General features: G+C 61.9%; 25 protein-coding genes. 10 read left to right on the top strand and 15 right to left on the bottom strand.

The genetic code is table 11. The features are described from left to right. The first annotated feature begins 70 nt into the window (after positions 1–70). The 3 genes from J3A98_RS24705 to J3A98_RS24695 all read left to right on the top strand — a co-directional run bounded on the left by J3A98_RS24705 (position 71) and on the right by J3A98_RS24695 (position 4,561). Entirely contained in the window at positions 71–997 is a 927-nt protein-coding gene (locus J3A98_RS24705; protein WP_012274839.1) for a hydrogen peroxide-inducible genes activator, read from the top strand. A gap of 3 nt (positions 998–1,000) precedes the next feature. Next, complete coding sequence (gene recG, locus J3A98_RS24700) at positions 1,001–3,079, top strand: ATP-dependent DNA helicase RecG (protein ID WP_176682896.1); 2,079 nt, start codon at positions 1,001–1,003, stop codon at positions 3,077–3,079. Positions 3,080–3,157: 78 nt separating this feature from the next. Further along, positions 3,158–4,561, top strand: coding sequence for an aminoacyl-tRNA deacylase and HDOD domain-containing protein (locus J3A98_RS24695; protein WP_209969127.1), 1,404 nt, complete (start codon positions 3,158–3,160; stop codon positions 4,559–4,561). Between the two features lie 178 nt (positions 4,562–4,739). On the opposite strand, the gene J3A98_RS24690 is transcribed toward J3A98_RS24695, so the two are convergent. The 4 genes from J3A98_RS24690 to J3A98_RS24675 all read right to left on the bottom strand — a co-directional run bounded on the left by J3A98_RS24690 (position 4,740) and on the right by J3A98_RS24675 (position 7,082). Next, the gene (locus tag J3A98_RS24690) at positions 4,740–5,114 is read right to left on the bottom strand and encodes a helicase (RefSeq protein ID WP_176682898.1); all 375 of its coding nucleotides are present in this window, start codon (positions 5,112–5,114) and stop codon (positions 4,740–4,742) included. Positions 5,115–5,262: 148 nt separating this feature from the next. After that, positions 5,263–5,562, bottom strand: coding sequence for an HU family DNA-binding protein (locus J3A98_RS24685; RefSeq protein ID WP_003253355.1), 300 nt, complete (start codon positions 5,560–5,562; stop codon positions 5,263–5,265). Between the two features lie 187 nt (positions 5,563–5,749). Then, complete coding sequence (locus J3A98_RS24680) at positions 5,750–6,898, bottom strand: FAD-dependent oxidoreductase (protein ID WP_209969125.1); 1,149 nt, start codon at positions 6,896–6,898, stop codon at positions 5,750–5,752. A 16-nt stretch (positions 6,899–6,914) separates the two neighbouring features. Next, positions 6,915–7,082: a rubredoxin gene (locus tag J3A98_RS24675; protein ID WP_003253349.1), complete on the bottom strand. Its 168-nt coding sequence runs from the start codon at positions 7,080–7,082 to the stop codon at positions 6,915–6,917. Between the two features lie 199 nt (positions 7,083–7,281). Here J3A98_RS24675 and J3A98_RS24670 point away from each other — a divergent pair, with 199 nt between their 5' ends. Further along, positions 7,282–7,839, top strand: coding sequence for a chorismate lyase (locus tag J3A98_RS24670; protein ID WP_176682900.1), 558 nt, complete (start codon positions 7,282–7,284; stop codon positions 7,837–7,839). Then, positions 7,839–8,729 carry a 4-hydroxybenzoate octaprenyltransferase gene (gene ubiA, locus J3A98_RS24665; protein WP_176682901.1) on the top strand — a complete coding sequence of 297 codons (891 nt, stop codon included), beginning with the start codon at positions 7,839–7,841 and terminating at the stop codon, positions 8,727–8,729. Before J3A98_RS24670 ends, ubiA begins: the two co-directional genes overlap by 1 nt. Before the next feature lie 33 nt (positions 8,730–8,762). On the opposite strand, the gene J3A98_RS24660 is transcribed toward ubiA, so the two are convergent. Further along, the gene (locus J3A98_RS24660) at positions 8,763–9,134 is read right to left on the bottom strand and encodes a hypothetical protein (protein WP_209969122.1); all 372 of its coding nucleotides are present in this window, start codon (positions 9,132–9,134) and stop codon (positions 8,763–8,765) included. A gap of 172 nt (positions 9,135–9,306) precedes the next feature. On the opposite strand from J3A98_RS24660, the gene phoB reads away from it, so the two are divergent. From phoB to J3A98_RS24645, 3 genes are all read left to right on the top strand, one after another. Then, positions 9,307–9,996, top strand: a complete 690-nt coding sequence (phoB, locus tag J3A98_RS24655) for a phosphate regulon transcriptional regulator PhoB (protein ID WP_003253341.1) — start codon at positions 9,307–9,309, stop codon at positions 9,994–9,996. A 48-nt stretch (positions 9,997–10,044) separates the two neighbouring features. Continuing rightward, entirely contained in the window at positions 10,045–11,352 is a 1,308-nt protein-coding gene (phoR, locus tag J3A98_RS24650) for a phosphate regulon sensor histidine kinase PhoR (RefSeq protein WP_209969119.1), read from the top strand. 173 nt (positions 11,353–11,525) lie between these two features. Further along, positions 11,526–12,866, top strand: coding sequence for a hemolysin family protein (locus tag J3A98_RS24645; RefSeq protein WP_209969115.1), 1,341 nt, complete (start codon positions 11,526–11,528; stop codon positions 12,864–12,866). A gap of 12 nt (positions 12,867–12,878) precedes the next feature. Here J3A98_RS24645 and J3A98_RS24640 read toward each other — a convergent pair whose 3' ends face one another. The 8 genes from J3A98_RS24640 to J3A98_RS24605 form a co-directional block, all read right to left on the bottom strand. Beyond that, the gene (locus tag J3A98_RS24640; RefSeq protein ID WP_209969111.1) at positions 12,879–13,775 is read right to left on the bottom strand and encodes a peptidoglycan DD-metalloendopeptidase family protein; all 897 of its coding nucleotides are present in this window, start codon (positions 13,773–13,775) and stop codon (positions 12,879–12,881) included. Positions 13,776–13,920: 145 nt separating this feature from the next. After that, positions 13,921–14,811, bottom strand: a complete 891-nt coding sequence (locus tag J3A98_RS24635) for a response regulator (protein WP_176682906.1) — start codon at positions 14,809–14,811, stop codon at positions 13,921–13,923. Between the two features lie 162 nt (positions 14,812–14,973). Next, positions 14,974–15,744 carry a phosphate signaling complex protein PhoU gene (gene phoU / locus J3A98_RS24630; protein ID WP_176682907.1) on the bottom strand — a complete coding sequence of 257 codons (771 nt, stop codon included), beginning with the start codon at positions 15,742–15,744 and terminating at the stop codon, positions 14,974–14,976. Positions 15,745–15,845: 101 nt separating this feature from the next. Continuing rightward, a complete protein-coding gene (gene pstB, locus J3A98_RS24625; RefSeq protein ID WP_021785270.1) occupies positions 15,846–16,679 on the bottom strand; it encodes a phosphate ABC transporter ATP-binding protein PstB in 834 nt (277 codons plus the stop codon). 72 nt (positions 16,680–16,751) lie between these two features. Further along, positions 16,752–18,368: a phosphate ABC transporter permease PstA gene (pstA, locus tag J3A98_RS24620; protein ID WP_176683051.1), complete on the bottom strand. Its 1,617-nt coding sequence runs from the start codon at positions 18,366–18,368 to the stop codon at positions 16,752–16,754. 71 nt (positions 18,369–18,439) lie between these two features. After that, positions 18,440–20,728 (bottom strand): ABC transporter permease subunit, encoded by a 2,289-nt coding sequence (locus J3A98_RS24615; protein ID WP_176682908.1) that lies wholly within the window; start codon positions 20,726–20,728, stop codon positions 18,440–18,442. A 138-nt stretch (positions 20,729–20,866) separates the two neighbouring features. Further along, complete coding sequence (locus J3A98_RS24610; protein WP_176682909.1) at positions 20,867–21,865, bottom strand: phosphate ABC transporter substrate-binding protein PstS; 999 nt, start codon at positions 21,863–21,865, stop codon at positions 20,867–20,869. A gap of 235 nt (positions 21,866–22,100) precedes the next feature. Next, positions 22,101–23,390 (bottom strand): MFS transporter, encoded by a 1,290-nt coding sequence (locus tag J3A98_RS24605; protein WP_014592874.1) that lies wholly within the window; start codon positions 23,388–23,390, stop codon positions 22,101–22,103. A 361-nt stretch (positions 23,391–23,751) separates the two neighbouring features. Here J3A98_RS24605 and J3A98_RS24600 point away from each other — a divergent pair, with 361 nt between their 5' ends. Together J3A98_RS24600 and J3A98_RS24595 are read left to right on the top strand one after the other, a co-directional pair. Next, positions 23,752–24,150, top strand: a complete 399-nt coding sequence (locus tag J3A98_RS24600) for an acyl-CoA thioesterase (RefSeq protein WP_003253317.1) — start codon at positions 23,752–23,754, stop codon at positions 24,148–24,150. Between the two features lie 71 nt (positions 24,151–24,221). Next, positions 24,222–25,118 (top strand): D-hexose-6-phosphate mutarotase, encoded by an 897-nt coding sequence (locus tag J3A98_RS24595; RefSeq protein ID WP_209969108.1) that lies wholly within the window; start codon positions 24,222–24,224, stop codon positions 25,116–25,118. A gap of 124 nt (positions 25,119–25,242) precedes the next feature. Here J3A98_RS24595 and J3A98_RS24590 read toward each other — a convergent pair whose 3' ends face one another. Together J3A98_RS24590 and J3A98_RS24585 are read right to left on the bottom strand one after the other, a co-directional pair. Further along, positions 25,243–25,812 carry a DUF3299 domain-containing protein gene (locus J3A98_RS24590; protein WP_209969105.1) on the bottom strand — a complete coding sequence of 190 codons (570 nt, stop codon included), beginning with the start codon at positions 25,810–25,812 and terminating at the stop codon, positions 25,243–25,245. Positions 25,813–25,824: 12 nt separating this feature from the next. Then, a complete protein-coding gene (locus J3A98_RS24585; protein ID WP_176682912.1) occupies positions 25,825–26,070 on the bottom strand; it encodes a GlsB/YeaQ/YmgE family stress response membrane protein in 246 nt (81 codons plus the stop codon). Positions 26,071–26,167 lie beyond the last annotated feature (97 nt).

Below are 26,167 nucleotides of genomic sequence, written 5' to 3'. Positions count from 1 at the left end.
GCAAGTCTGATAACGTGCGTCTATCGATTGCAGCCGCTATGCTGGGCCCGCAACTTCATGGACGCACGTTATGACCCTCACAGAATTACGCTACATCGTCACACTCGCCCAGGAACAGCACTTCGGCCATGCCGCCGAGCGTTGCCACGTGAGCCAACCAACCCTGTCGGTCGGTGTGAAGAAGCTCGAGGACGAGCTTGGCGTTCTGATCTTCGAGCGCAGCAAAAGCGCAGTACGTCTGACCCCGGTCGGCGAAAGCATCGTCGCCCAGGCGCAGAAGGTACTGGAGCAGGCCCAAGGCATTCGCGAGCTGGCCCAGGCCGGCAAGAATCAGCTGACCGCCCCGCTCAAGGTCGGCGCCATCTACACCGTCGGCCCCTATCTGTTCCCGCACCTGATCCCGCAGCTGCACCGCGTGGCGCCGCAAATGCCGCTGTACATCGAAGAAAACTTCACCCACGTACTGCGCGAAAAGCTGCGCAACGGCGAACTGGACGCGGTGATCATCGCCCTGCCGTTCAACGAAGCCGACGTGCTGACGCTACCGCTATACGACGAACCGTTCTGCGCCCTGATGCCTGCCGACCACCCATGGACGGCGAAGAAGACCATCGACACCGCCATGCTCAACGACAAGAGCCTGTTACTGCTCGGTGAAGGCCACTGTTTCCGCGACCAGGTACTGGAAGCCTGCCCGACCCTGAACAAGGGGGGTGAAGGCTCAAGGCATACCACGGTAGAGTCCAGCTCGCTGGAAACCATCCGTCACATGGTGGCTTCGGGCCTTGGCGTTTCGATCCTGCCGCTGTCGGCAGTGCACAGCCATCACTACGCCCCCGGCGTCATCGAAGTGCGCCCGCTGACGGCACCGGCACCGTTCCGCACGGTAGCCATCGCCTGGCGCGCCAGCTTCCCGCGGCCAAAGGCGATCGAGATCCTCGCCGATTCGATCCGCCTGTGCTCGGTCGCCAAAAACCCTGCGGAACAACCGGCCTGAGTCATGAGTGAGCTGTCGAAGGTCCCGGTCACAGTACTGAAAGGTGTGGGCGAGGCAATGGCGGAGAAACTCGCCAAGGTTGGCCTGGAAAACCTGCAGGACGTGTTGTTCCACCTGCCCCTGCGCTACCAGGACCGCACGCGCGTGGTGCCAATCGGCCAGCTGCGTCCGGGCCAGGATGCGGTTATCGAGGGAGTGGTCAGTGGTACCGATGTGACCATGGGCAAGCGCCGCAGCCTGGTGGTGCGCCTGGGCGACGGCAGCGGTGTGCTGACATTGCGTTTCTACCACTTCAGCAACGCGCAGAAGGAGGGCCTGAAGCGGGGCACCCACCTGCGCTGCTACGGAGAAGCCCGCCCCGGCGCTTCGGGCCTGGAAATCTACCACCCGGAGTACCGCGCGCTGAACGGCAGCGAGCCGCCGCCACCGGTGGAGCAGACTCTGACGCCGATCTACCCGTCCACCGAAGGCCTTACCCAGCAACGCCTGCGCCTGTTGTGCCAGCAGAGCCTTGCCCTGCTTGGCCCGCGCAGCCTGCCCGACTGGCTGCCTGACGAACTTGCCCGGGACTACCAGCTGGCACCCTTGGACGAAGCCATCCGCTACCTTCACAATCCGCCGGCCGATGCCGACCTCGACGAACTCGCCGAAGGCCAGCACTGGGCCCAGCACCGCCTGGCCTTCGAAGAGTTGCTGACCCATCAGCTGTCGCAACAACGCCTGCGCGAAAGCCTGCGCAGCCTGCGTGCGCCGGTACTGCCCAAGGCCACGCACCTGCAGGCGCAGTACCTGGCTAACCTGGGCTTCCAGCCGACCGGCGCGCAGCAACGGGTAGCCAACGAAATTGCCTACGACCTTAGCCAGCACGAACCGATGATGCGCCTGGTGCAGGGCGACGTGGGTGCCGGCAAGACCGTGGTCGCTGCACTGGCAGCGTTGCAGGCGCTGGAAGCTGGCTACCAGGTGGCATTGATGGCACCCACCGAGATCCTCGCCGAGCAGCACTACATTACCTTCAAGCGCTGGCTGGAACCGCTGGGCATCGAAGTCGCCTGGCTAGCCGGTAAACTCAAGGGCAAGGCCCGGGCCGCTTCCCTGGAGCAGATCGCCAACGGCGCCCCCATGGTGGTCGGCACCCACGCGCTGTTCCAGGAAGAGGTAAGGTTCAAGCACCTGGCCCTTGCGATCATCGACGAACAGCACAGGTTTGGCGTGCAGCAACGCCTGGCCCTGCGCAAGAAGGGCGTGGCCGGCGAGCTGTGCCCACACCAGCTGATCATGACCGCCACGCCTATTCCGCGCACCCTGGCCATGAGCGCCTACGCCGACCTGGACACTTCGGTGCTCGACGAATTGCCGCCAGGGCGTACGCCTGTGAACACCGTGCTGGTGGCCGACAGCCGCCGCTTCGAAGTGGTCGAGCGGGTACGTGCCGCCTGCGCCGAGGGGCGCCAGGCCTATTGGGTATGCACGCTGATCGAAGAGTCCGAAGAACTCACCTGCCAGGCCGCCGAAAGCACCTACGAGGAGCTTGGCAGCGCGCTTGGCGAGCTGAGGGTAGGGTTGATCCACGGGCGCATGAAACCGGCAGAAAAAGCCGAGATCATGGCCGAGTTCAAGGCTGGCAACCTGCAGCTTCTGGTCGCCACCACGGTCATCGAGGTGGGCGTGGACGTGCCCAACGCCAGCCTGATGATCATCGAGAACCCCGAGCGCCTGGGCCTTGCACAGTTGCACCAGCTGCGTGGCCGGGTTGGTCGGGGCAGCGCCGTTAGCCATTGCGTACTGCTGTACCACCCACCGCTGTCGCAGATCGGCCGCGAGCGCTTGGGGATCATGCGCGAGACCAACGATGGCTTCATCATCGCCGAAAAAGACCTTGAACTGCGTGGCCCGGGCGAGATGCTTGGTACCCGCCAGACCGGTCTGCTGCAGTTCAAGGTCGCCGACCTGATGCGCGACGCCGACCTGCTGCCAGCCGTGCGCGACGCGGCCCAGGCCCTGGTATCACGCTGGCCGGAACACGTCAGCCCGCTGCTGGACCGCTGGCTGCGCCATGGCCAACAATATGGCCAAGTGTGACGGCAGTCCCAGAATGGATCCAGATTTGCTCGCAGGCTGGTTATACTTCGCGTTTAAAAGAAACAGTGGATACGGACCATGACTGAAGTTGCCCTGGACACCGCAACCCCACACGCCCCCTCTGTCATCAGGCTGCTGCTCGACAAGCTCGGCGTGCCCTACCGCCAGGTGGTCGAACACCCGTACCTGCCAGCGGCTTCGCGGGTGCAGGCTGTCCTTCTCGACGACGAGGTCGGCGCCCTCATGGTGCTGTTCCCGCAGAGCCACCTGCTGGACCTCAACCGCCTGGCCGAGCTGACCGGGCGCAAGCTGACCGCCGTGTCGGTACCGCGCCTGAAGCAGATGCTCGACAAGCACCACCTCAAGGCGCTGCCGGGCATCCCGGCGCTGACCAGCTCGCCATGTCAGTACGAAAAGGCCCTGCTCGACGCCGAAACGGTCTTTATCCAGTCCGGCGAAGCCGGCCTGTTGCTGGAAATCGAACGCGCACACTTCAAGCGCATGCTGGCCAAGGCCAGCGCCAGCAGCTTCGGCCAGCAAGTCGAAGCCATCAGCCCCAACCTCGACCGCCCCGATGATGACACCCGGGAAATCACCAATGCGGTCCAGGCCTTCACTGCCCGACGCATTCAGAAGCGCCTGGAAGAAACCATCGAAATCCCACCGCTCGCCGACAGCGCGCAGAAGATCATCAAGCTGCGGGTAGATCCCAACGCCAGCATCGACGACATCACCGGCGTGGTCGAAACCGACCCGGCGCTGGCGGCACAGGTGGTGAGCTGGGCTGCATCGCCCTACTATGGTTCGCCGGGCAAGATCCGCTCGGTTGAAGACGCCATCGTGCGTGTGCTGGGTTTCGACCTTGTGATCAACCTGGCCTTGGGCCTGGCGCTAGGCAAGACCTTGAGCCTGCCCAAGGACCACCCGCAGCAGGCCACGCCCTACTGGCAACAGTCGATCTACACCGCTGCGATCATCGAAGGCCTGACCCGCGCCATGCCTCGCGCAGAACGCCCCGAGGCCGGGCTGACCTACCTGGCCGGGCTACTGCACAACTTCGGCTACCTGCTGCTGGCGCACGTGTTCCCGCCGCACTTCTCGCTGATTTGCCGCCACCTTGAGGTCAACCCGCATTTGAACCACACCTATGTGGAGCAACACTTGCTGGGCATCAGCCGTGAACAGATCGGTGCCTGGCTGATGAAGCTGTGGGACATGCCGGAAGAGCTGTCGACTGCCTTGCGCTTTCAGCACGATCCGGCCTACGACGGCGAATATTTCGCGTTCCCCAACCTGGTATGCCTGGCCACCCGCCTGCTGCGCTTGCGAGGTATAGGCTCAGGGCCGCAGGAAGAGATTCCTGACGAGCTGCTGGAACGCCTGAGCATTACCCGGGACAAGGCCGAGGATGTGGTGAACAAGGTGCTCGAAGCCGAGAACCTGTTGCGTGAGCTGGCTTCGCAGTTCCATGCACCGCATTAAGCATTAACACATAGCCTGTGGGAGCAACTGTCTTGCTCAATTTCTAAAAGCTGGCGCGATTTGACTGTGGGAGCGGGCTTGCCCGCGAACACCGGCGAAGCCGGTGCCATGCACCGCGTCGCTTGTTTCGCGGGCACGCCCGCTCCCACAGGTAAAGCATCGGCATCCCCGTCGGGCTTCAGCCTTTCTTCTTCGGTTTCAGGTATTTCATCAACCCTTGGAACCACATCACCAACGCCGGGTTGCCCTTGATCTGGATGTGCTTGTCCTGAATCCCCTGCATGAACGCCAGCTGCTTGTTACCCGCCTGCATGGTGGCGAAGCCATAGGCGGCGTCCTTGAAGGCAATGGCGAACGCCGGCTGTGGGTGTGCGCCGCCCTTGCTGCTGATGCGCTCATTCTCGACGATGAAGTGCCGGGCGACCTTGCCGTCCAGGGTCTGCATCTGGAACACCAGGTCCTTGCCCTTGAGCTGCTGCTGGAATGCGGGGTTATTACGACTGGCCCTGGCCATCAACAGCCCCATGGCCCAGAGAAGAAAGCGAAACTTCATCAACGCGCCTCGAATGAAAAGTGACTAAGGCGCGCAGTTTATCCTTTTCCAGAACTATTTATGCAAGTTCGAAACATTTTGCCTGCAGAAAGCACAACGGGCGCCCCGAGGCGCCCGCTTGGCTGACACTGGAATTGTCAGGGAGCGATCACTTGCCTTTCTTGGCTGGCTTGGCGGGAGCGTTAACGCTGTCGCGCAGGTTCTTGCCAGGCTTGAAGGCCACGGTATTGCTGGCCTTGATCTTGACCGGCTCACCCGTTTGCGGGTTCTTGCCGGTACGCGCGCCGCGATGACGTTTTTCGAAGGTGCCGAAACCGACCAGGGTAACTGTGTCCTTGTCCAGGGCACCGGTGATGCTGTCGAGAATCGCGTTCAAAACCTGATTGGCCTTTTCCTTGGTCAGATCAGCCTTATCGGCGATGACGGCGGCGAGTTCTGGTTTGCGCATAGTGAAGCCTCTTTGACGGAATTCTTGTTGTTATGCCGTGCTGCCTCTGGGAGCAGCGCTCAAGGCACCGCAGGCTCTAATCTGCGGCAGACGGGAGTGAGAATGGCACGAGCTCAGGGGCCGCGCCAGTATCTGGGCGGCCATTGTGCAGGCAACAACAGGATAAATCCGACAGAACGCGCGCTATTTACGCCATAACCGGTGGCAACTGACGATTCAGCGCCAGCTTCTCCATCACCGCCGTCCCGGTAAGGGCGTAGCCCAGCAGCTTGCCGTCGGCATCAAGGCAGAGCACCTTGAGGTCACTGCCCTGCCCCTCTACCTGCCAGATGCCTTCGCAGCCCTGTGGCGCTGGCGAGACCACCAGCGGACACGCCGGGGTTTTCACGGTGATAGGCATCGGCCCGTAGGAAACTGCCGTCGGCTTGCCGGCCAAGGTTTGCGCCAGCGCCCGGGCACAGCTCATCAGCGGCATCACGTACAGCAGGTTGATGCCATCGACTTCGGCACAGTCGCCAAGGGCGAAGATGTTGGCGTGTGAAGTACGTAGCTCGCGGTCTACGCTTACGCCACGGTTGGTCTGCAGGCCGGCCGCGGCAGCCAGGTCGGTACGTGGGCGCAGGCCGATGGCCGAAACCACCAGGTCGCTGGCAATCACGCTGCCGTCCGACAGGTGCGCCTCGAGGCCTTGGGTTACCTGCTGCAGGCGGGTCAGCACCGGCCCCAAGTGGAAGCGTACACCCAGGCCCTCCAGCCCACCCTGCACTGCCGCCGCAGCGGCCGGGTGCAGCAGGGTCGGCATGACCTGTTCACACGGCGCCACGACGTCAACCTTGAAGCCGCCCAGGCTCATGTCGTTTGCGAATTCGCAGCCGATAAGGCCGGCACCGAGGATCAGTACACGCTGCTTGCCAGCGGCGGCAGCACGGAAGCGCGCGTAGTCCTCCAGGTCGTTGATCGGGAATACCAGATGGCCGCCATCACCCTCGATCGGCACCTGCACGGTCTGCGCCCCCCAGGCCAGCACCAGGTCGCGGTATTCCACGGCCTCTTCGCCGATCCACAGCCGCTTGTGGCCCGGGTCGATGCCGCTGATGCGGGTATGAGTACGGATCTCTGCGTTCAGTTGCTCGGCCATGGCGCCCGGCTCAGCCATGCACAGGCCGTCGGCGTCCTTCTGCTTGGCAAAGCCCATGGAAAGCATCGGCTTGGAGTAAGAGCGACCATCGTCGGCGGTGATCAGCAACAACGGCGTCTGCGCATCGAGCTTGCGAAATTCACGGGCCAGGTTGTAGCCCGCAAGGCCGGTACCGATGATTACCACAGGGGACGTCATGTCGTGCTTTCCTCGATTAACCGATGGAGATCATTTCAAAGTCGCTTTTGCCGACGCCGCAGTCGGGGCACAGCCAGTCTTCAGGTACATCCTCCCAACGGGTCCCGGGGGCGATGCCGTCGTCGGGCCAGCCTTCGGCTTCGTCGTAGATCAGGCCACAGACAATACATTGCCACTTTTTCATCAGGTCTATTTCCTCGGTTCAGGCTGGGGCTTGTGCTGCTGATGGTCTCTTCGCGGGTAAGCCCGCTCCTGCAGCGACCGCGAATGGGGCCAGTGCTCAATTCGTGGGGGCTTTGTAGCGGCCCTGCCGGCAGTATGCAAGCAGTTGGGGCAATCATGCTAAGCTCGCCGCCTCTCTGGCTGTAACAAAGCATACCGACGTGTCGTACGAATCCCCGCAAGCAGCCGCTGTCGCGTGGCTGCCGTATTCACAACTGGCGACCGACATCGACCAGCCCACCCTTGACTGGCTGTTCGACGAGGGCTCGCTGACCCGCCGCCTGACCCGTCTGTCCATCGATCACTTTTCCGTCACCCCGCTGTTCGAAGGCTGGCAGCCGCTGCGCGATGACGAATGCCAGGCGCTGGGCATCGCTGCCGGCGCCGAAGGCTGGGTGCGCGAAGTGTATCTGCGCGGCCATGGCCAACCTTGGGTATTCGCCCGCAGCGTGGCCAGCCGCAGCGCCCTGGAACGCGGAGGACTGGACCTGGAAACCTTGGGCAGCCGCTCGCTGGGCGAGCTGCTGTTCTGCGACCAGGCGTTCATCCGTCATCCACTCGAAGTGTGCAGTTATCCACAGGCCTGGCTACCGTCCGAAGCTGCACATGCGGCGCTGTGGGGCCGCCGCTCGCGCTTCGAGCGCAACGGCCTGGACCTGCTGGTGGCAGAAGTGTTTCTGCCGGCATTGTGGCAAGCGGCCAAGGAGGAAAACCGCTGATGTACCTGCAACTGCTCAAGTCGCTCAACCGCCTGCACCCGCGGGCCTGGGACTTCGTCCAGCTCAGCCGCATGGACCGGCCGATAGGCATCTACCTGCTGCTGTGGCCGACCCTGTCGGCAGTGTGGATTGCCGGCAACGGGTCACCAACACTGGCCAATGTGCTCATCTTCGGCCTTGGTGTGGTGCTGATGCGCGCGGCCGGCTGCTGTATCAACGACTTTGCCGACCGCAAGGTTGACGGCCACGTCAAGCGTACCGCCGACCGGCCCCTGGCCAGTGGCCGAGTGCGGCCACGCGAGGCGCTGACACTGTTCGCGATTCTGGTAGGAGTGAGTTTCCTGCTGGTGCTGTGCACCAACAGCCGAACCGTCTGGCTGTCATTCGGGGCGGTGGCGTTGGCGTTCTGCTACCCGTTCATGAAGCGCTACACCTACTACCCGCAGGTGGTGCTGGGAGCGGCGTATTCGTGGGGCATTCCGATGGCGTTCACGGCGGCCGGTGGTGACCTGCCGGCCAGTGCCTGGCTGCTGTATATCGCCAACCTGCTGTGGACGGTGGGTTATGACACCTACTACGCCATGGTCGACCGCGATGACGACCTGAAGATTGGCGTGAAATCGACCGCGATCCTGTTCGGCGACGCCGATCGCAGCATCATCCTGACCCTGCAGTTGCTGTCGCTGGGCTGCCTGTTGCTGGCCGGTAGCCGCTTCGATCTGGGTGGCTGGTTCCACCTCGGGTTGCTGGGTGCGGCGGCGTGCTTTGCCTGGGAATACTGGTCGACGCGCAAGCTGGACCGGGAATCGTGCTTCAAGGCGTTTCTGCACAATCACTGGGCTGGGTTGCTGGTGTTTATCGGGGTGGTGCTGGATTACGCGTTGCGCTGAGTGTTTTGGGGCCGCTGTGCGGCCCCGGCTATCTCAAGGCTTGGCAACGTGCCAGACGTCTTTCACGCCGTCACCGGTCATGTCGCCGGCCTTCTTGTCCTTGATGAAGGTATACAGCGGCTTGCCGTCGTAAGCCCACTGCATCGAACCGTCGTCACGCGTTACATGGGTCCATTTATCCTTCGGTGCTTCGTCTTCTTTCTTGACCATCAACGGTGGCCAGTTCTTGGCACAATCGCCATTGCACATCGACTTGCCACCCGCATCCTTGTCAAAGGTGTACAGGGTCATGCCGGAATGATCGACCCACATGCCGTCCTTCTCCATGGCATGGTGGGCCAACGCCACCCCCGGGAGCGCCAGCGCAGTGAAAAGGGCCATCCAGCTCAGCGTATGTCGTGTCATTGGATTCACCATTGTTTCGGGGGAAATGAGTTCGGGTTGCCATTACGGCGGCCCTCTGTAGCCTAGTTCAGTCACGGAATGTCGCCAGAACGGCCAACACCCTGTCACACAGCTGCAATAATTCCGTTATCTAATGCGGGCCAAGACACCGAATCCAGGAGAGGTTTTGAGCATGGTAGGCAGGAACATTCTGATCGTCGACGACGAAGCGCCCATTCGCGAGATGATCGCCGTTGCCCTGGAAATGGCCGGCTATGACTGCCTGGAAGCGGAAAACTCGCAACAGGCCCATGCGATCATCGTCGACCGCAAACCGGACCTGATCCTGCTCGACTGGATGTTGCCGGGCACCTCCGGCATCGAGCTGGCCCGTCGCCTGAAGCGCGACGAGCTGACCGGTGATATCCCGATCATCATGCTCACCGCCAAGGGTGAAGAGGACAACAAGATCCAGGGCCTGGAAGTGGGCGCCGACGACTACATCACCAAGCCGTTCTCGCCGCGTGAACTGGTGGCGCGACTGAAAGCCGTGCTGCGCCGCACTGGCCCGAGCGACAGCGAGGCGCCGATCGAGGTCGGCGGCCTGCTGCTCGATCCGATCAGCCACCGCGTGACCATCGACGGCAAGCCGGCCGAGATGGGCCCTACCGAATACCGCCTGCTGCAGTTTTTCATGACCCACCAGGAGCGCGCCTATACCCGAGGCCAACTGCTGGACCAGGTGTGGGGCGGCAACGTCTATGTCGAGGAACGTACCGTCGACGTGCACATCCGTCGCTTGCGCAAGGCACTGGGTGAAGCTTACGAGAATCTGGTACAAACCGTCCGGGGCACTGGCTACCGCTTCTCGACCAAGAGCTGATCGAGTTCCAGAGCGCCAAGCTGCACGTCGTTGTACAAGGACCGTCAATTGAACCAGAACTGGCACGCAACCCTGATTCGCCATCTGCTGTTGCTGATTACCGTCTGCCTGATCGGCGGGCTGGTCAGCGGCTACTACGGCTGGAGCCTGGCCATTGGCCTGGCGCTCTATCTGGGCTGGACCCTCAAGCAATTGCTGCGCTTGCACGACTGGCTGCGCAATCACCAACCTGACGAAGCACCACCCGATGGCTACGGCCTGTGGGGCGAGGTGTTCGATAGCATCTACCACCTGCAACGCCGCGACCAGCGTGTGCGCGGCCGCCTGCAGGCAGTGATCGACCGGGTGCAGGAGTCCACCGCCGCGCTGCGTGACGCGGTGATCATGCTCGACAGCGACGGCAACCTGGAATGGTGGAACCGCGCCGCCGAGACCCTGCTGGGCTTCAAGACCCCACAGGACGGCGGCCAGCAGGTGACCAATCTGGTGCGCCACCCGCTCTTCAAAGAGTACTTCGAGGCAGAAAACTACCTCGAACCGCTGGAAATCCCTTCGCCGATCAATGATCGCATGCGTGTGCAGTTGCACATCACCCGCTACGGCAACAATGAACACCTGATGCTGGTGCGCGATGTCACCCGCATCCACCAGTTGGAACAGATGCGCAAGGACTTCGTCGCCAACGTGTCCCACGAGCTGCGCACGCCGCTGACGGTAATCACCGGCTACCTGGAAACCCTGCTGGACAACGTCGAAGACGTGAACCCACGGTGGAGCCGCGCCCTGCAGCAGATGAGCCAGCAAGGCTCGCGCATGCAAACCCTGCTCAACGATTTGTTGCTACTGGCCAAACTGGAAGCCACCGATTACCCATCGGACAACCAGCCGGTGGCAGTCGATGCCCTGCTCGCCGCCATCAAGAACGACGCCCAGGCCTTGTCCGGGCCGCGCAACCAGCACATCAGCCTGGAAGCTGCGCCCGGCCTGAAGCTGAAGGGCAGCGAGTCGGAACTGCGCAGTGCCTTTTCCAATCTGGTGTTCAATGCAGTCAAGTACACCCAGGACGAAGGCAACATCCGTATCCGCTGGTGGGTCGATGCCCAGGGCGCTCACCTGTCGGTGCAGGACTCGGGGGTGGGCATCGATGCCAAGCACTTGCCACGCCTGACCGAGCGTTTCTACCGGGTAGACTCCAGCCGTGCATCGAATACCGGCGGGACCGGGTTGGGGCTCGCAATCGTCAAGCATGTGCTGATGCGCCACCGCGGCAAGCTGGAAATCAGCAGTGTACCGGGGCATGGCAGCACCTTCACCTGCCACTTTCCGCCAGCACAATTGGCCAACGAAAAGGCTTGAGATTGGGGCTGCGGCGCAGCCCTTCGCGGGCATGCCTGCTGCCACTTGGACCGCAATGAGTCCGCTGCCCTTTGCTTTTACGGCCCCAGCCGCTACATTGGATTCCCCGTGCCAGCAAAAGCTGGCACTTTTTTTCTCTCTATCTCAAAGACGGACCCCGTAAAAACTCCATCATGGACCCTTCTTCTGGTATCAGCCTCACCTCGTTATTCGCCGATTTCGGCATGATCATTTTTGCCTTCCTGCTGGTGCTGCTCAACGGCTTCTTCGTTGCTGCGGAGTTCGCCATGGTCAAGCTGCGCGCCACACGCGTAGAGGCCATCGCCGAAAAGCACGGCTGGCGCGGCAACATCCTGCGCAAGGTTCACAACCAGCTCGACGCCTACCTGTCGGCCTGCCAGTTGGGCATCACCCTCGCCTCGCTGGGCCTGGGCTGGGTGGGTGAGCCCGCCTTCGCCCACCTGCTGGAGCCATTGCTGGCTTATTTCGGCGTGGACAGCGCCGAGCTGATCAAGGGCATCTCGTTCTTCGTCGCCTTCTTCGTCATCTCGTACCTGCACATCGTGATCGGCGAACTGGCACCCAAGTCCTGGGCTATCCGCAAGCCAGAGCTGCTGTCGCTGTGGACTGCCGTGCCGCTGTACCTGTTCTACTGGGCGATGTACCCGGCCATCTACCTGCTCAATGCCAGTGCCAACACCATCCTGCGCATTGCGGGCCAGGGCGAGCCTGGCCCGCACCACGAACACCACTACAGCCGCGAAGAGCTCAAGCTGATCCTGCACTCCAGCCGTGGCCAGGACCCAAGCGACCAAGGCATGCGCGTGCTGGCCTCGGCCGTGGAAATGGGCGAGCTGGAAGTGGTCGACTGGGCCAACTCGCGTGAGGACATGATCAGCATCGACGCTCATGCGCCTCTGAAGCAGATCCTGGCCCTGGTGCGCCGCCACAAGTTCAGCCGCTACCCGGTGTACGACGCCGAACGAGAAGAATTCACCGGCCTGCTGCACATCAAGGACCTGCTGCTGGAGCTGGCTGAGCTGGAGCACTTGCCAGAGACCATCGACCTGGAGGACCTTGCCCGGCCACTCGAACGCGTGTCGCGGCACATGCCGCTGGCCCAGTTGCTGGAGCAGTTCCGTAAGGGCGGAGCGCACTTCGTGCTGGTCGAGGAAGCCGATGGCAAGGTGATCGGCTACCTGACCATGGAAGACGTGCTGGAAGTGCTGGTAGGCGACATCCAGGACGAACACCGCAAGACCGAGCGTGGCATTCTCGCCTACCAGCCGGGCAAGCTGCTGGTGCGCGGCGACACCCCCCTGTTCAAGGTCGAGCGCTTGCTGGGTATCGACCTTGACCACATCGAGGCAGAAACCTTGGCCGGGCTGATTTACGAAACGCTCAAGCGCGTGCCTGAAGAAGAGGAGTCGCTGGAGGTCGAAGGGCTGCGCATCATCATCAAGAAGATGAAAGGGCCCAAGATCGTACTGGCCAAGGTGCTGAAGCTGGATTGATGGCCAAATCGCTCAGGGGTTGCCGGCAGTGAAATCCGGCATCCCGCTGATCGGCCTGTCGAAGCGGTAAGGTATCGACTCCAGCGCCAACCCCACATTGCGCTGCACCACAAAATGCAGGTGCGGCCCAGTGCTGTTGCCGGTATTGCCCGACTTGGCCAGCATCTGGCCCTGCCGTACCCGTTGCCCCTCCGCCACCACCACCGAACCGCGCATCAGGTGAAGGTATACGCCCATGGTGCCATCAGGGTGCAAAATCCTGACAAAGTTACCCGAGGGGTTGGGGCCGCGCCCGCTCTGGCTGTTCTCCGTCTTCACCACCACCCCTTCCCGCGCCGCGATGATGGTGGTGCCTTCGGGCATGGCGATATCCATGGCGTAGCGCCCTTTGGGTCCAAAATGACTGACGCGACCATTGGGGCCCTGAGTGACACGGAACGGCCCGCCAATCCACGGGAACGCATAGCGGAAGCCCTGGGGCCGTTTGCCCGGGTCACCCATGGCCTGCAGCAGGGTCGAACGGTAGTTCAGCAGCAGCCCGGGCCGCCCCCTGAGCACACTGAGCATCTGCGTGCTGCGCGGCGGCAGCAGCCGGCGCACGATACGCGGGGCATCGCCGCCTTGTGCGTTGACCAGGTTGTCCAGCCGCAACTCTACCTCTACCGGCACATGCAGCTCGTTACGTGCGGAAAAGCTCACGCCACCGTCGAAGGTTTTCGCATTCAGCCGCACTTGGCCTTCGAGCGTTTCGACCATGGGCTCGCGCAGCACCAAGGGCTTGGCGCCGGGGCCAGGCCGGTCGGAATAGGAGATGACACCGGAATCGTCGGTGATCTTGTAGAGCGTCACGCCCTGGCTCGACACTGAGGCCATGAGCAATGCACAGAACAGCAGCAGGCGGGCGGGCATGATAGTGGCTTTTTGACAGTTATGATCTGTCGAAGCCTAGCAGCGGGTTTTACGGTCGGTATTGCAGCTGGTCGGATGGGCGACGCGAGCTTTTGCCAGGAGCACCTTGTGCTGCTCCTGCCAAAAGCATGGCGCGGGGCCGGGGTCAGCCACCAGGTGTGAAGTGCTTCTGCGCAGTGCCGCGGGCGATCAACCGAGAAAGGTAGTCGAGCTTCTGGGCATCCTGGTCGACAAACTTGAACGTCAACTGCAACCAGTCACTGTCTGGTTTTGGCTCCAGCGCCGCGACAGCATGCAGGTAGCCGTTCAGGCGAGCGACTTCGGCACTTTCGCCCTGCTCCAGGTCCAGCACCGCACCTTCCAGCACCTGTGGCAGCGCTTCGCTGCGGCGTACCACCAGCAGTGCCTCTTTCAGGCTCAACGCCTTGATCACACATGGCTGCGTACCACTGGCCAGGCGCAGCTGGCCCTGGCCACGACCGCTCGGCGCGGGGGCAGCAGGTGCAGGAGCCGCGACCAAAGGCTTGGCCGACGCCGGCGCTGGCGCCGCAACCTTGACCGCTTCCGGCTTGCCCGCAGTCAGCGCGTTCAACGAATCGTTGGCAAACGCCGAATTGGCTCGTGCCGGGCCGATGGCCATCAGGCTGTCGAGCTTGCCGATCTTGGTCAGGGCTTTCTTTACCTTGGTCAGCAGTTGCTCGTTGGTGAACGGCTTGCCTACAAAATCGGAAACGCCTGCCTGGATCGCCTGAATGACGTTTTCCTTGTCACCACGGCTGGTCACCATGATGAACTGCAGATTTTTCAGTGCAGGCTGCTGACGGCACCAGGTAAGCAGTTCCAGGCCTGACATTTCCGGCATTTCCCAGTCGCACAGGACCAGGTCGAACGCTTCCTTGCCGAGCATGGCCATGGCCTTGCGACCGTTGACCGCGTCGTCGATGGCCATACCCGGGAAGGCATTACGCAGACACTTGCGGACCAGATCACGGATAAACGGGGCGTCATCCACGACCAGCACATTCACTTTACTCATCGATACTCCTTACGAATCCCGCCTAGCCTACTGCCAATGATGGCTACTTGCCACAACCTGGTCACGCCGGGACCTCTTCACATCGTTCGCGGGTGCCTGCCGGCTCTCGACCGCAAACGAAAACGCCCGGCCAAGGCCGGGCGTCGATGCTCGGGAGCAACCTTACTTATCGTCAGATTCGCCCAGAACATTAGCCTTTTCGCCGTTGGCGACAGCAGTGCCCTGCACTTCTGCCGTCATGCGCTTGAGCCCCATGTGGCGCACATCGGTGCCGCGCACCAGGTAGATCACCAGTTCGGAGATGTTGCGCGCATGGTCGCCAATACGCTCCAGTGAACGCAGCACCCAGATCACGCTCAGCACCCGCGAGATAGAGCGCGGGTCTTCCATCATGTAGGTCACCAGTTCACGCAGCGCGGTCTTGTATTCGCGGTCGATGGTCTTGTCGTACTGGGCCACCGACAGCGCCAGGTCGGCGTCGAAGCGGGCAAAGGCGTCCAGCGCATCACGGACCATGTTGCGCACCTGGTCGCCAATATGGCGTACCTCGACATAGCCACGTGGCGACTCGCCCTCTTCGCACAGCTGGATGGCGCGGCGGGCGATCTTGGTCGACTCGTCACCGATGCGTTCCAAGTCGATCACCGACTTGGAAATGCTGATGATCAGGCGCAGGTCCGAGGCCGCTGGCTGGCGGCGGGCGAGGATGCGCAAGCACTCCTCGTCGATGTTGCGCTCCATCTGGTTGATCTGCTCGTCAACCTCGCGCACCTGCTGGGCCAGACCAGAGTCGGCTTCGATCAGCGCGGTAACCGCGTCGTTGACCTGCTTTTCCACCAGCCCGCCCATGGCCAGCAGGTGGCTGCGCACCTCTTCGAGCTCGGCGTTGAACTGCTGGGAAATGTGATGGGTAAGGCTTTCTTTGTTGATCATCGTTTTGTCCTTTGGTAGCGCGGCCCTGTAGGAGCGGGTTCACCCGCGAACACCGGCAACGCCAGTGCCAGACACCGAGGTGCCTGTTTCGCGAGCGGCGCTTAGCCGTAGCGACCGGTGATGTAGTCTTCGGTCTGCTTCTTCGCCGGGTTGGTGAACAGGGTATCGGTATCCCCGAATTCGACCAGTTTGCCCATGTACATGAACGCGGTGTAGTCCGAAACACGCGCCGCTTGCTGCATGTTGTGGGTCACGATGACGATGGTGTACTTGGATTTCAATTCGTAGATCAGTTCTTCGACCTTCAAGGTCGAGATCGGGTCCAGCGCCGAGCACGGCTCGTCAAGCAGCAACACCTCCGGCTCCACGGCAATGGTACGGGCGATGACCAGACGCTGCTGCTGGCCACCGGACAGGCCCAGCGCCGACTCGTGCAGGCGATCCTTGACCTCGTCCCACAAGGCGGCGCCCTTCAACGCCCACTCGACGGCTTCATCGAGCACGCGCTTCTTGTTGATGCCCTGGATGCGCAGGCCGTAGACCACGTTCTCGTAGATGGTCTTGGGGAACGGGTTCGGCTTCTGGAACACCATGCCCACACGCCGGCGCAGTTCGGCAACGTCTTCGCCTTTGCGGTAAATATTGTTGCCGTACAGGTTGATGGCACCTTCCACACGGCAACCGTCAACCAGATCGTTCATCCGATTGAAGGTGCGCAGCAGGGTCGACTTGCCGCAGCCGGATGGGCCGATGAAGGCGGTCACGCGCTGCTTCGGGATGTTCATCTGCACGTCGAACAGCGCTTGCTTGTCGCCATAGAACAGGCTCAGGCCCGGCACTTCGATGGCCACGGTTTCTTCAGCCAGGCGCAGGCTCTGCTTGTTGCGGCCCAGGGCAGACATGTCGATGCCATGGGTGTGGGAATCTTGCTGCATGGTCAACTCCATACGCTATCAATTCGTTTCAAAGGCCCGCCCGGCTTACGGGCGGCACGCTTGCAATCAGGGTCAGCTGTCCAGCGCCTTGTACTTCTCGCGCAGGTGGTTGCGGATCCACACGGCAGAGAGGTTGAGGGTCGCGATTACCAGCACCAGCAGCAGCGCAGTGGCGTATACCAGCGGCCGAGCGGCTTCGACGTTCGGGCTCTGGAAGCCGACGTCATAGATGTGGAAGCCCAGGTGCATGATCTTCTGGTCCAGATGCAGATACGGGTAGTTACCATCCACCGGCAGCGATGGCGCCAGCTTCACCACACCCACCAGCATCAGCGGCGCCACTTCGCCGGCGGCACGGGCCACGGCAAGGATCATGCCGGTCATCATGGCCGGACTGGCCATGGGCAGGACGATTTTCCACAGGGTCTCGGCCTTGGTTGCACCCAACGCCAACGAGCCTTCACGCACGGTGCGCGGGATACGCGCCAGGCCTTCTTCGGTGGCCACGATCACCACCGGCACCGCCAGCAATGCCAGGGTCAGCGATGCCCACAGCAGCCCCGGAGTACCCAGCGTCGGCGCCGGCAGTGCTTCCGGGAAGAACAGGCGGTCGATCGAACCACCCAGTACGTAGACGAAGAAGCCCAGACCGAACACACCGTAGACGATCGCAGGAACACCGGCCAGGTTGTTCACCGCAATGCGGATAAGCCGGGTGACCGGACCCTGCCTGGCGTATTCACGCAGGTAAACGGCAGCCAGCACGCCGAACGGGGTGACGATCACCGCCATGATCAAGGTCATCATCACGGTACCGAAGATGGCAGGGAAGATACCGCCCTCGGTGTTGGCTTCACGCGGGTCGTCGCTGAGGAACTCCCAGACCTTGCCGAAATAAGTACCCAACTTGGTGAGCGCCGACATGCCGTTCGGCTGAATGGCATGCACCACCTTGCTCAGGTTGATTTCCACTTCACGGCCATTGGCATCGCGGGCCACCAGGCTGTCACGGGCAAAGGCCTGGTGCAGGCCAGTCAGGCGGTCTTCGATAGCCTTGTAGCGGCTGTTCAGTTCGGCACGGTCGGCGTCCATGTCGGCTTGCGCGGCGGCGTCCAGCTTGCCGTCCAGCTCCAGCTTGCGCGCCTGCAAACGCAGGCGCTCGAGGCCATGGTTGATGGCCCCGATATCCTTCTTCTCGAGGCTTTGCAGCTCGTTGTTGAGCTGGTTGGCGCGTTTGAGACGGGCCTGCAGTTCGTTCCAGGCGGCAGGCCCCTCAGCGACTACGCGGCCTTCTTCCTTGACGCTGACCAGGTAGCCGTAAAAATTGCCCCACTCACGGCGTTCCACGGCAATCAGGTCGGCTGGGTGTTGCTCATCGACCAGCCAGTCGCCGACCACCCAGGTGAAGTCGCTACCATTGAGGTCGCGGTTACCCACCTTGATCAGCTCTCGGGTCATGAACTCCGGCCCCTGGTCAGGCACCGGCAGGCCAGCCCCCTTCAGACGAGCTCGGGGTACTTCCTCCTTCTGCACCACTTCACCAATGACGACGTGATCGGCCTGGCCCGGCACCTTGTAGGTGGCCTGGACAAGATCGGCTGGCCAGAAGTGGCCCAGGCCACGCACGGCGATCACCGCCAGCAGGCCGACGGTCATGATCACGGCCATGGCCACCGCACCGCCGCTCATCCAGACGCCTGGGGCGCCGCTCTTGAACCAGCCTTTGAGGGAATCCTTTTTCACGGATCGCTACCTTTCTATCAAAGCGACGAGTATTTCTTGCGCAGACGCTGGCGAATCAGCTCGGCCAAGGTGTTCATGACGAAGGTGAACATCAGCAGCACCAGGGCGGCCAGGAACAGCACGCGATAGTGGCTGCCACCGACTTCCGATTCCGGCATTTCCACAGCCACGTTGGCGGCCAGGGTGCGCATGCCCTCGAACAGGTTCATCTCCATCACCGGTGTGTTGCCGGTCGCCATCAGCACGATCATGGTCTCGCCTACCGCACGGCCCATGCCGATCATCAACGCCGAGAAGATGCCCGGGCTGGCAGTGAGGATGACCACGCGGGTCAGCGTCTGCCAAGGCGTCGCGCCCAGTGCCAGCGAGCCCAGGGTCAGACTGCGCGGCACACTGAACACGGCGTCTTCGGCAATCGAGTAGATGTTCGGGATGACCGCGAAGCCCATGGCGATACCGACTACAAGGGCGTTGCGCTGGTCGTAGGTGATACCCAAGTCGTTGGTGATCCACAGGCGCATGTCGCCGCCGAAGAACCAGCTTTCCAGATGCGGGCTCATGGTCAGGGCGAACCAGCCGGTGAACAGGATGACCGGAATCAGGATCGCCGCTTCCCAACCATCCGGTACACGCAGGCGGATCGACTCCGGCAGTCGGCTCCAGAAAAAGCCGGCCAGCAGGATACCGATCGGCATCAGCAGGAACAGGCTGAACACACCGGGCAGGTGGCCTTCCAGGTACGGGGCCAAAAACAGGCCGGCGAAGAAGCCAAGGATCACCGTCGGCATCGCTTCCATCAACTCGATCACCGGCTTGACCTTGCGGCGCATGCGCGGGGCCATGAAGTAGGCGGTATAGATGGCTGCGGCAATGGCCAGCGGGGCAGCCAGGATCATGGCGTAGAACGCGGCCTTCAAGGTACCGAAGGTCAGCGGCGACAGGCTCAGTTTGGGCTCGAAGTCAGTGTTCGAAGCGGTCGATTGCCAGACGTATTTCGGCTCGTCATAGTTCTCGTACCACACCTTGCCCCACAGCGCGCTGAACGAAACTTCCGGGTGCGGGTTACGCAGGCTCAACGGCAACAGCTTGCCGCCTTCTTCGATGATGATGCGGTTGGCGCGTGGCGACAGGGCCAGCGTGCCAGGGCCTTCGGCAGCCGGCTCAACCAGCAGGGTTCGGTGTGCAGTGCTGTGGAACACGCCCAGTTTGCCTTCGGCGTCCAGGGCGATGAAGCCCTTGCGGCGCTCTTCGGCGTCGATCTGCACGATTGGCGCCTTGCCCATCTGGAAGGTACGGATCTGCTTGAAGCGCGATTCGCCATCCGGGTCACGGGCCATGAACCATTGGGCCAGCCCCCCCTTGGAGTCACCGATGATCAGCGAAATGCCACCAACCAGCTGGGCGGTGGCGGTAATTTCGGTGTCAGCGCTTTCAGACAGCTTATAACGGCCGTTGAGGCTCTTGTCGCGCAGGCTGAACACATCGGCCGTGGCGCGACCGTTGATCACATACAGCCAGTGCTGGCGTGGGTCGATGAAGATATTCTTCACCGTTTCGGTCATTTGCGGCAGGTCGATGCGGTTCTGCTCGGTGGTGACCTCTTCGGTCATCATGTTTTCCGTGCGGGTCAGTTCGACCACCTGCAGCTGAGCACCAGTAGAGCCGGCCAGCAGCAGGGTGTCCCCATTGACGTTGACGCTGACATGGTCCAGCGCACGCCCCTGCTCGTCGAGCACGAACGATTGCTCGCCGTACGGGTAATCGATGCCAGGGGTGATGGTTTTCTTGTTGTCCGGGTAGGTGATCTTGTAGGTGTGGTGGAACACCAGGGCCTGACCATTGGACAAGCCCAGTACCACCAGCGCGCTGCCCGGCTGGTCAGTACTGATGGAAGTAACCTGGGTGTCCGCCGGCACTGCCAGATCGACACGCTTGAGTTCGTTACCGGTCTTGGTATCGAAGAACAGTGCCTGGCCCTTGTCCGAAACACGCATCCCCACCTGATTCTGCTCTTCAAGCGCGATCATCAGTGGCTTACCGGCATCCTGCTGCAGCCATGTCGGCTCCAGGGCCTTCTTGCTGGTCAGCTCGGCGCCCTGGAACAGTGGCAACACCACATAAGCCAGGTAGAAGAAGATCAGCGTGATGGCCGCCAATACGGCAAGCCCGCCTACCAGTACGTACCAGCGGGTCAGGCGGTCCTTGAGCGCGCGCATGCGCCGCTTGCGTTGCAACTCGGGCGTATTGAAATCAATGCGCACGGGCTGGGAGTTTTGGGTCATGTTGGAATTGGCCAGATCATTCATGCGCACACCCTAGCGGTCCCGTGTGACAAAAACATTACAAAGTGGTGACGCGCGAAAGCCCGCCGCACAGGGAGCCTGGCTTCGGACTGAAAATGCGTGGAAGAGGCCGGGCAGTGGCACCGGCCTCTTCTTAATTACTTACTTCTTTGCAACGTTACCGGTGTGCGACAGGCCCAGGTCAGCCAGGGTCTTGTCGACGACTTTTGCCGGCAGCGGGATGTAGCCGTCCTTCACCACCACCTGCTGGCCCGCTTGCGACAGCACCAGCTTGACGAACTCGGCTTCCAGCGGGGCCAGAGGCTTGTTCGGCGCCTTGTTTACGTAGACGTACAGGAAGCGCGACAGCGGGTAGGTGCCGTTCAGGGCGTTGGCTTCGTTGTCTTCAACAAACTCGCCGCCTTCTTTCTTGGCCAGGGCTACGGTCTTGACGCTGGCGGTCTTGTAGCCAATACCCGAGTAGCCGATGCCGTTCAGCGAGGAGCTGATCGACTGCACGACCGAAGCCGAGCCAGGCTGTTCGTTGACGTTAGGCTTGAAGTCGCCTTTGCACAGGGCTTCTTCCTTGAAGTAGCCGTAGGTGCCGGATACCGAGTTGCGGCCGAACAACTGAATTGGCTTGTTGGCCAGGTCACCGGTCACACCGACGTCGCCCCAGGTCTTGATGTCGGCCTTGCCACCGCACAGGCGAGTGGAGGAGAAGATGGCGTCGACCTGAGCCATGGTCAGGCCCTTGATTGGGTTGTCCTTGTGCACGAACACGGCCAGGGCGTCGACGGCAACCGGGATGGCGGTCGGCTTGTAGCCGTACTTCTGCTCGAAGGCTTGCAGCTCGACGTCCTTCATCTTGCGGCTCATCGGGCCGAGGTTGGCGGTGCCTTCGGTCAGCGCGGGTGGCGCGGTAGAGGAGCCGGCAGCCTGGATCTGGATGTTTACGTTCGGATATTCCTTCTTGTAGGCCTCGGCCCACAGAGTCATGAGGTTCGCGAGGGTGTCGGAACCGACGCTGGAGAGGTTGCCCGATACACCAGTGGTCTTGGTGTAGGTCGGGATCGCAGGATCGACAGCGGCTACCGCGTTGGCGGTTGCAACGCCAGCGGCGGCAAAGGTAAGGGCCGCCATCAAACGCTTCAGTTTCATGCCTTGCTCCTAGCAGGAATATTGGGGTGTTGGATGGAACGGGCCCAAGTATCGGCAGGCCGCATGAATACGATATGACTTCATTATGACAATTGGATGAAAGGCCATCACTGGAAGCAGGTCTGGCCACTTCGCGGCTAAAGCCGCTCCTACAGGTTTGGTGTCGGCCTTGAGCCCTGTGCCCCCCCTGCCGGAGCGGCTTTAGCCGCGAAGTGGCCAGCAGCCGTAGCGCCGATCAGCGCTTGTTGGCGAGCAGGTACAGGCCCACAGCCAGACCAACGGCGCACAGGCCTGCCACGTAGTAGGCAGGCGCCATCGGGCTCACCTTCAGCAGCGCGGTCACCACCATCGGCGTCAGCCCGCCAAAGATGGCGTAGGCCACGTTGTACGAGAACGACAGCCCGCTGAAACGCACCACCGCCGGGAACGCCTTGACCATGACATAAGGCACTGCGCCAATCACGCCCACGCACAGGCCGGTCACGGCATACAGGGGGAACAGCAACTCGGGCCGGGTCGGCAGGCTGTGGTAGAAGACCCAGGAACTGGCCAGCAAAAGCAGGCTGCCGATCACGAACACCCGACCCGCCCCATACCGGTCAGCCAGGCTGCCGGCACCAATACAGCCGAAGCTGAGCAACACGATGGCCAGGCTGTTGGCCTTGAGCGAGTCGGTCGGGCTGATGTGGTAGATGCTCTGCAGCAGCGCCGGGGTCATCAGGATGACCACCACGATGCCGGCCGAAAGCATCCAGGTCAGCAGCATCGACAGGATGATCGGACCACGATGGTCACGCAGCACGGCGCGCAGTGGCAACTCCTCCGCCAGTGCCTTGCGTTGCTGCATTTCGGCGAACACCGGGGTTTCGTGCAGCCAACGGCGCAGATAAACCGAGAACAGGCCGAACACACCGCCAAGCAGGAACGGGATACGCCAGGCGTAGTCAGCCACCTCTTCCGCGCTGTACACGCTGTTGATCAAGGTCGCTACCAGCGAGCCCAGCAGAATGCCGGCGGTCAGGCCGGCGGTCAGGGTGCCGCAGGCATAGCCGGTGTTGCGAGCCGGCACGTGTTCAGAGACGAACACCCATGCGCCCGGTACTTCGCCGCCGATTGCCGCGCCCTGGATCACGCGCATCAGCAACAGCAGGATCGGTGCCCACATGCCGATCTGCGCATACGTCGGCAGCAGGCCCATGATCAGGGTCGGCAGGGCCATCATGAAGATGCTCAGGGTGAACATCTTCTTGCGCCCGAGCAAGTCGCCGAAGTGAGCCATGATGATGCCGCCCAGCGGCCGCGCCAGGTAGCCGGCGGCGAAGATGCCGAACGTTTGCATCAGCCGCAGCCACTCGGGCATGTCGGCCGGGAAGAACAACTTGCCCACCACCGTGGCAAAGAACACGAAAATGATGAAATCGTAGAACTCCAGCGCACCACCCAGGGCGGACAGTGAGAGGGTCTTGTAGTCGCTGCGGGTCAGCGGCCGCGAGGGCTGCTCGATACTGCTGGGCACGGAAGTCATCGCTCGTTGTTCTCTTTATAGGGCATGCAGGCCGCTTGGCGCGCGGCTTCTGGATTGGAGACAGGCGAAGATAGCAAATTGCCGAGCTACGCCGAAAGCGATACAAAATCCACACAGATATTCGTGAATGCGCGGTCGTCGCTGGCCGTTATGCCCTATATACTGGCAGTTCGTAGGATTATGTTGCTCCTGACGTGGGATGTTGTGCGAAAACGCCGGTCACTATTGTCAGGCGGTTTCGCAGAGTTTCCCTACGGCCGCCCAGTGAAACGAAATCGGCGTAGTATGTTTCAAGCTGAATCGTTTACCCGGCCTTTGCGCCACACCAACGAAAAGCGTCACGGGTCAGAGGCCCCATCGCATGATTGAGCTCGAACAAGAAGATCCAATCCCGCAAGGCGACCTGGCCTTGCAAATCACCGCATTGCCGCGAGAAACCAACGGATTTGGCGATATTTTCGGCGGTTGGCTGGTTGCGCAGATGGACCTGGCAGGCACGGCCATGGCCAGCCGTGTCGCCGGCGGCCGCGTAGCCACCGTAGCCATCGACCGCATGGCCTTCCTGGTACCCGTCGCGGTAGGTGCACAACTGTCTTTCTATACCCAGACCCTGGAAATCGGCCGCAGCTCGATCCAGATGATGGTCGAAGTGTGGAGCGACGACCCGCTGTCCAGCGAATGGCGCAAGGTCACCGAAGCGGTATTCGTCTTCGTCGCCATCGACGGCAGTGGTCGTACCCGCTCGGTGCCTCGTCGCTGAGCCACGCTGGCGGTAAACTCATTGCATCTGCCCGGGTCCAAGGCCCACTGGCAATCAATGAGAAGAACGCAATGGCTACCTTTCAGGTCGTAACCGAGCAACATGGCGAACTCAACTGCTGGCGTATCAGCAGTGACCGCGCCGAACTCCTGATCGCCCAGCAAGGCGCACAGGTCCTCAGCTACCAGCAGGTAGGCGAACCGCCACTGCTGTGGCTGAGCGACCAGGCCCTCTTCCGCCAAGGCAAGTCGGTACGCGCCGGGGTACCGGTGTGCTGGCCATGGTTTGGCAACCTGCAGCGTAACCCTCAGGCCGTCCAGGCCATGTACCACGGAGCACAGGCGCCTGCCCACGGGCTTGCGCGCACGCGTGACTGGCAATTGCTGGGTATCGAGGACGTGGGGGAGACCCTGCGGATCGAGTTCGAACTGCCTGAAGCACAGGGCGACCTGCCCGGTTGGCCCCATGATGTCGAGCTGAAACTGGTGGTGGAGATGGGCGCAGACCTGAAACTGAGCCTGACCAGCCGCAACATGGGCAATACCCCCGTGACCATCAGCCAGGCCCTGCATAGCTACTTCGCAGTGAGCGATGTGCGCCAGGCACGAGTCGAGGGTGTCGACGGGCTGGGTTACATCGAGACCCTGGCGGACTGGGAACAGCGCCAGCAGCAAGGGGCCCTGATGTTTGCCGGGGAAACTGACCGGATCTACCTGAACACCCCGCAGACCCTGAGCATCGTCGACCCGCATTGGAATCGGCGGATTACCTTGACCAGCAGCGGCTCGCGCTCGGCGGTGATCTGGAACCCTTGGACCGAGCGGGCCAAGGAGCTGGCAGACATGGCTGACGATGGCTGGCAGCGGATGTTGTGCATCGAGACGGCGAATGTGTGGGATGACCTGGTGGAGTTGGAGCCTGGGCGCAGCAGTTCGCTGGGGGTCAGGATTGTCAGCGAAATGATCTGAGTTTTACAGTGCCTGTGCCGGCCTCTTCGCGGGTAAACCCGCTCCTACAGATACCCCGCGGCATGCAAGGCCTGCGGAGGTTCCGTAGGAGCGGGTTTACCCGCGAAGAGGCCGGCACAGCCGTTCAGAGATCAGCATCCTCCACCACCCTCACCTTCCCCGCATCCAGTGCATAGGCCGCATCGGCCAGGTCATTGCTGACCTTTTCCACCTTCAGCTTGCCGCTGACCCACAGCGGTGTGTAGATGTCATCGATCTTCAACCCTTTCGGGTAGCGCACCAGCACCAGCTGGTTCGGCGGCGGTGGTGGCACATGGATGCACGCGCCTGGGTACGGCACCAGGAAGAACAGCGTGCTGTTCCCCTTGGCATCGCTTTCCAGCGGTACCGGGTACCCGCCCAGGCGGATATCCCTGTTGTTCATGGCCGCCACGGTCTTGGTCGAGTACATCACCGCCGGCAAACCCTTGCCCTGCTTGAGGCCGCCCTTGTCGGTAAAGGTGCCCATGGCTTCCGGCGAGTTGTGGTCGATTTCAGGCATTTGTTCGAGTGCCTTCTGGTCCGACTTGGGCATCAGCTCCAGCCAGTCGGTTTCGGGCAGTTCGGCATGGGCCAGGGTACTGGCCAACAGCAAGGGGATGACGAAAAAGGCACGCATGAAAATGCTCGGCAACTCGAATGAATTGCCGAGCATTCTAACCAGTAATCAGCGCTTCTTGATGAATCCGTAGATCACCAGCAGCACCACGGCACCGACCAGCGCGCCAAGGAAGCCCGCCGCTTGCCCAGCCTGGTATATACCCAGCGCCTGGCCGCCATAGGTAGCCACCAAGGAGCCGGCAATACCCAGCAGGATGGTCATGATCCAGCCCATGCTGTCATCGCCCGGCTTGATGAAGCGGGCCAGCAGGCCGACGATGAGGCCGATGAAGATGGTTCCAATGATACCCATGGCAATCCCTCTGCAGTGAAGTTGGAACAAGCCAAAGCCTAGACGGGCTTCGACTTGTTGCCATATTCAGAGGGCATGCCGCTTGCAGAAGTTCGAT

The organism is Pseudomonas sp. BP6 (assembly GCF_017875935.1).
GTDB lineage: Bacteria > Pseudomonadota > Gammaproteobacteria > Pseudomonadales > Pseudomonadaceae > Aquipseudomonas > Aquipseudomonas putida_Y.
Note: the sequence above shows the minus strand (reverse complement) of the source record. Positions and strands in the feature narration are given on the sequence as shown.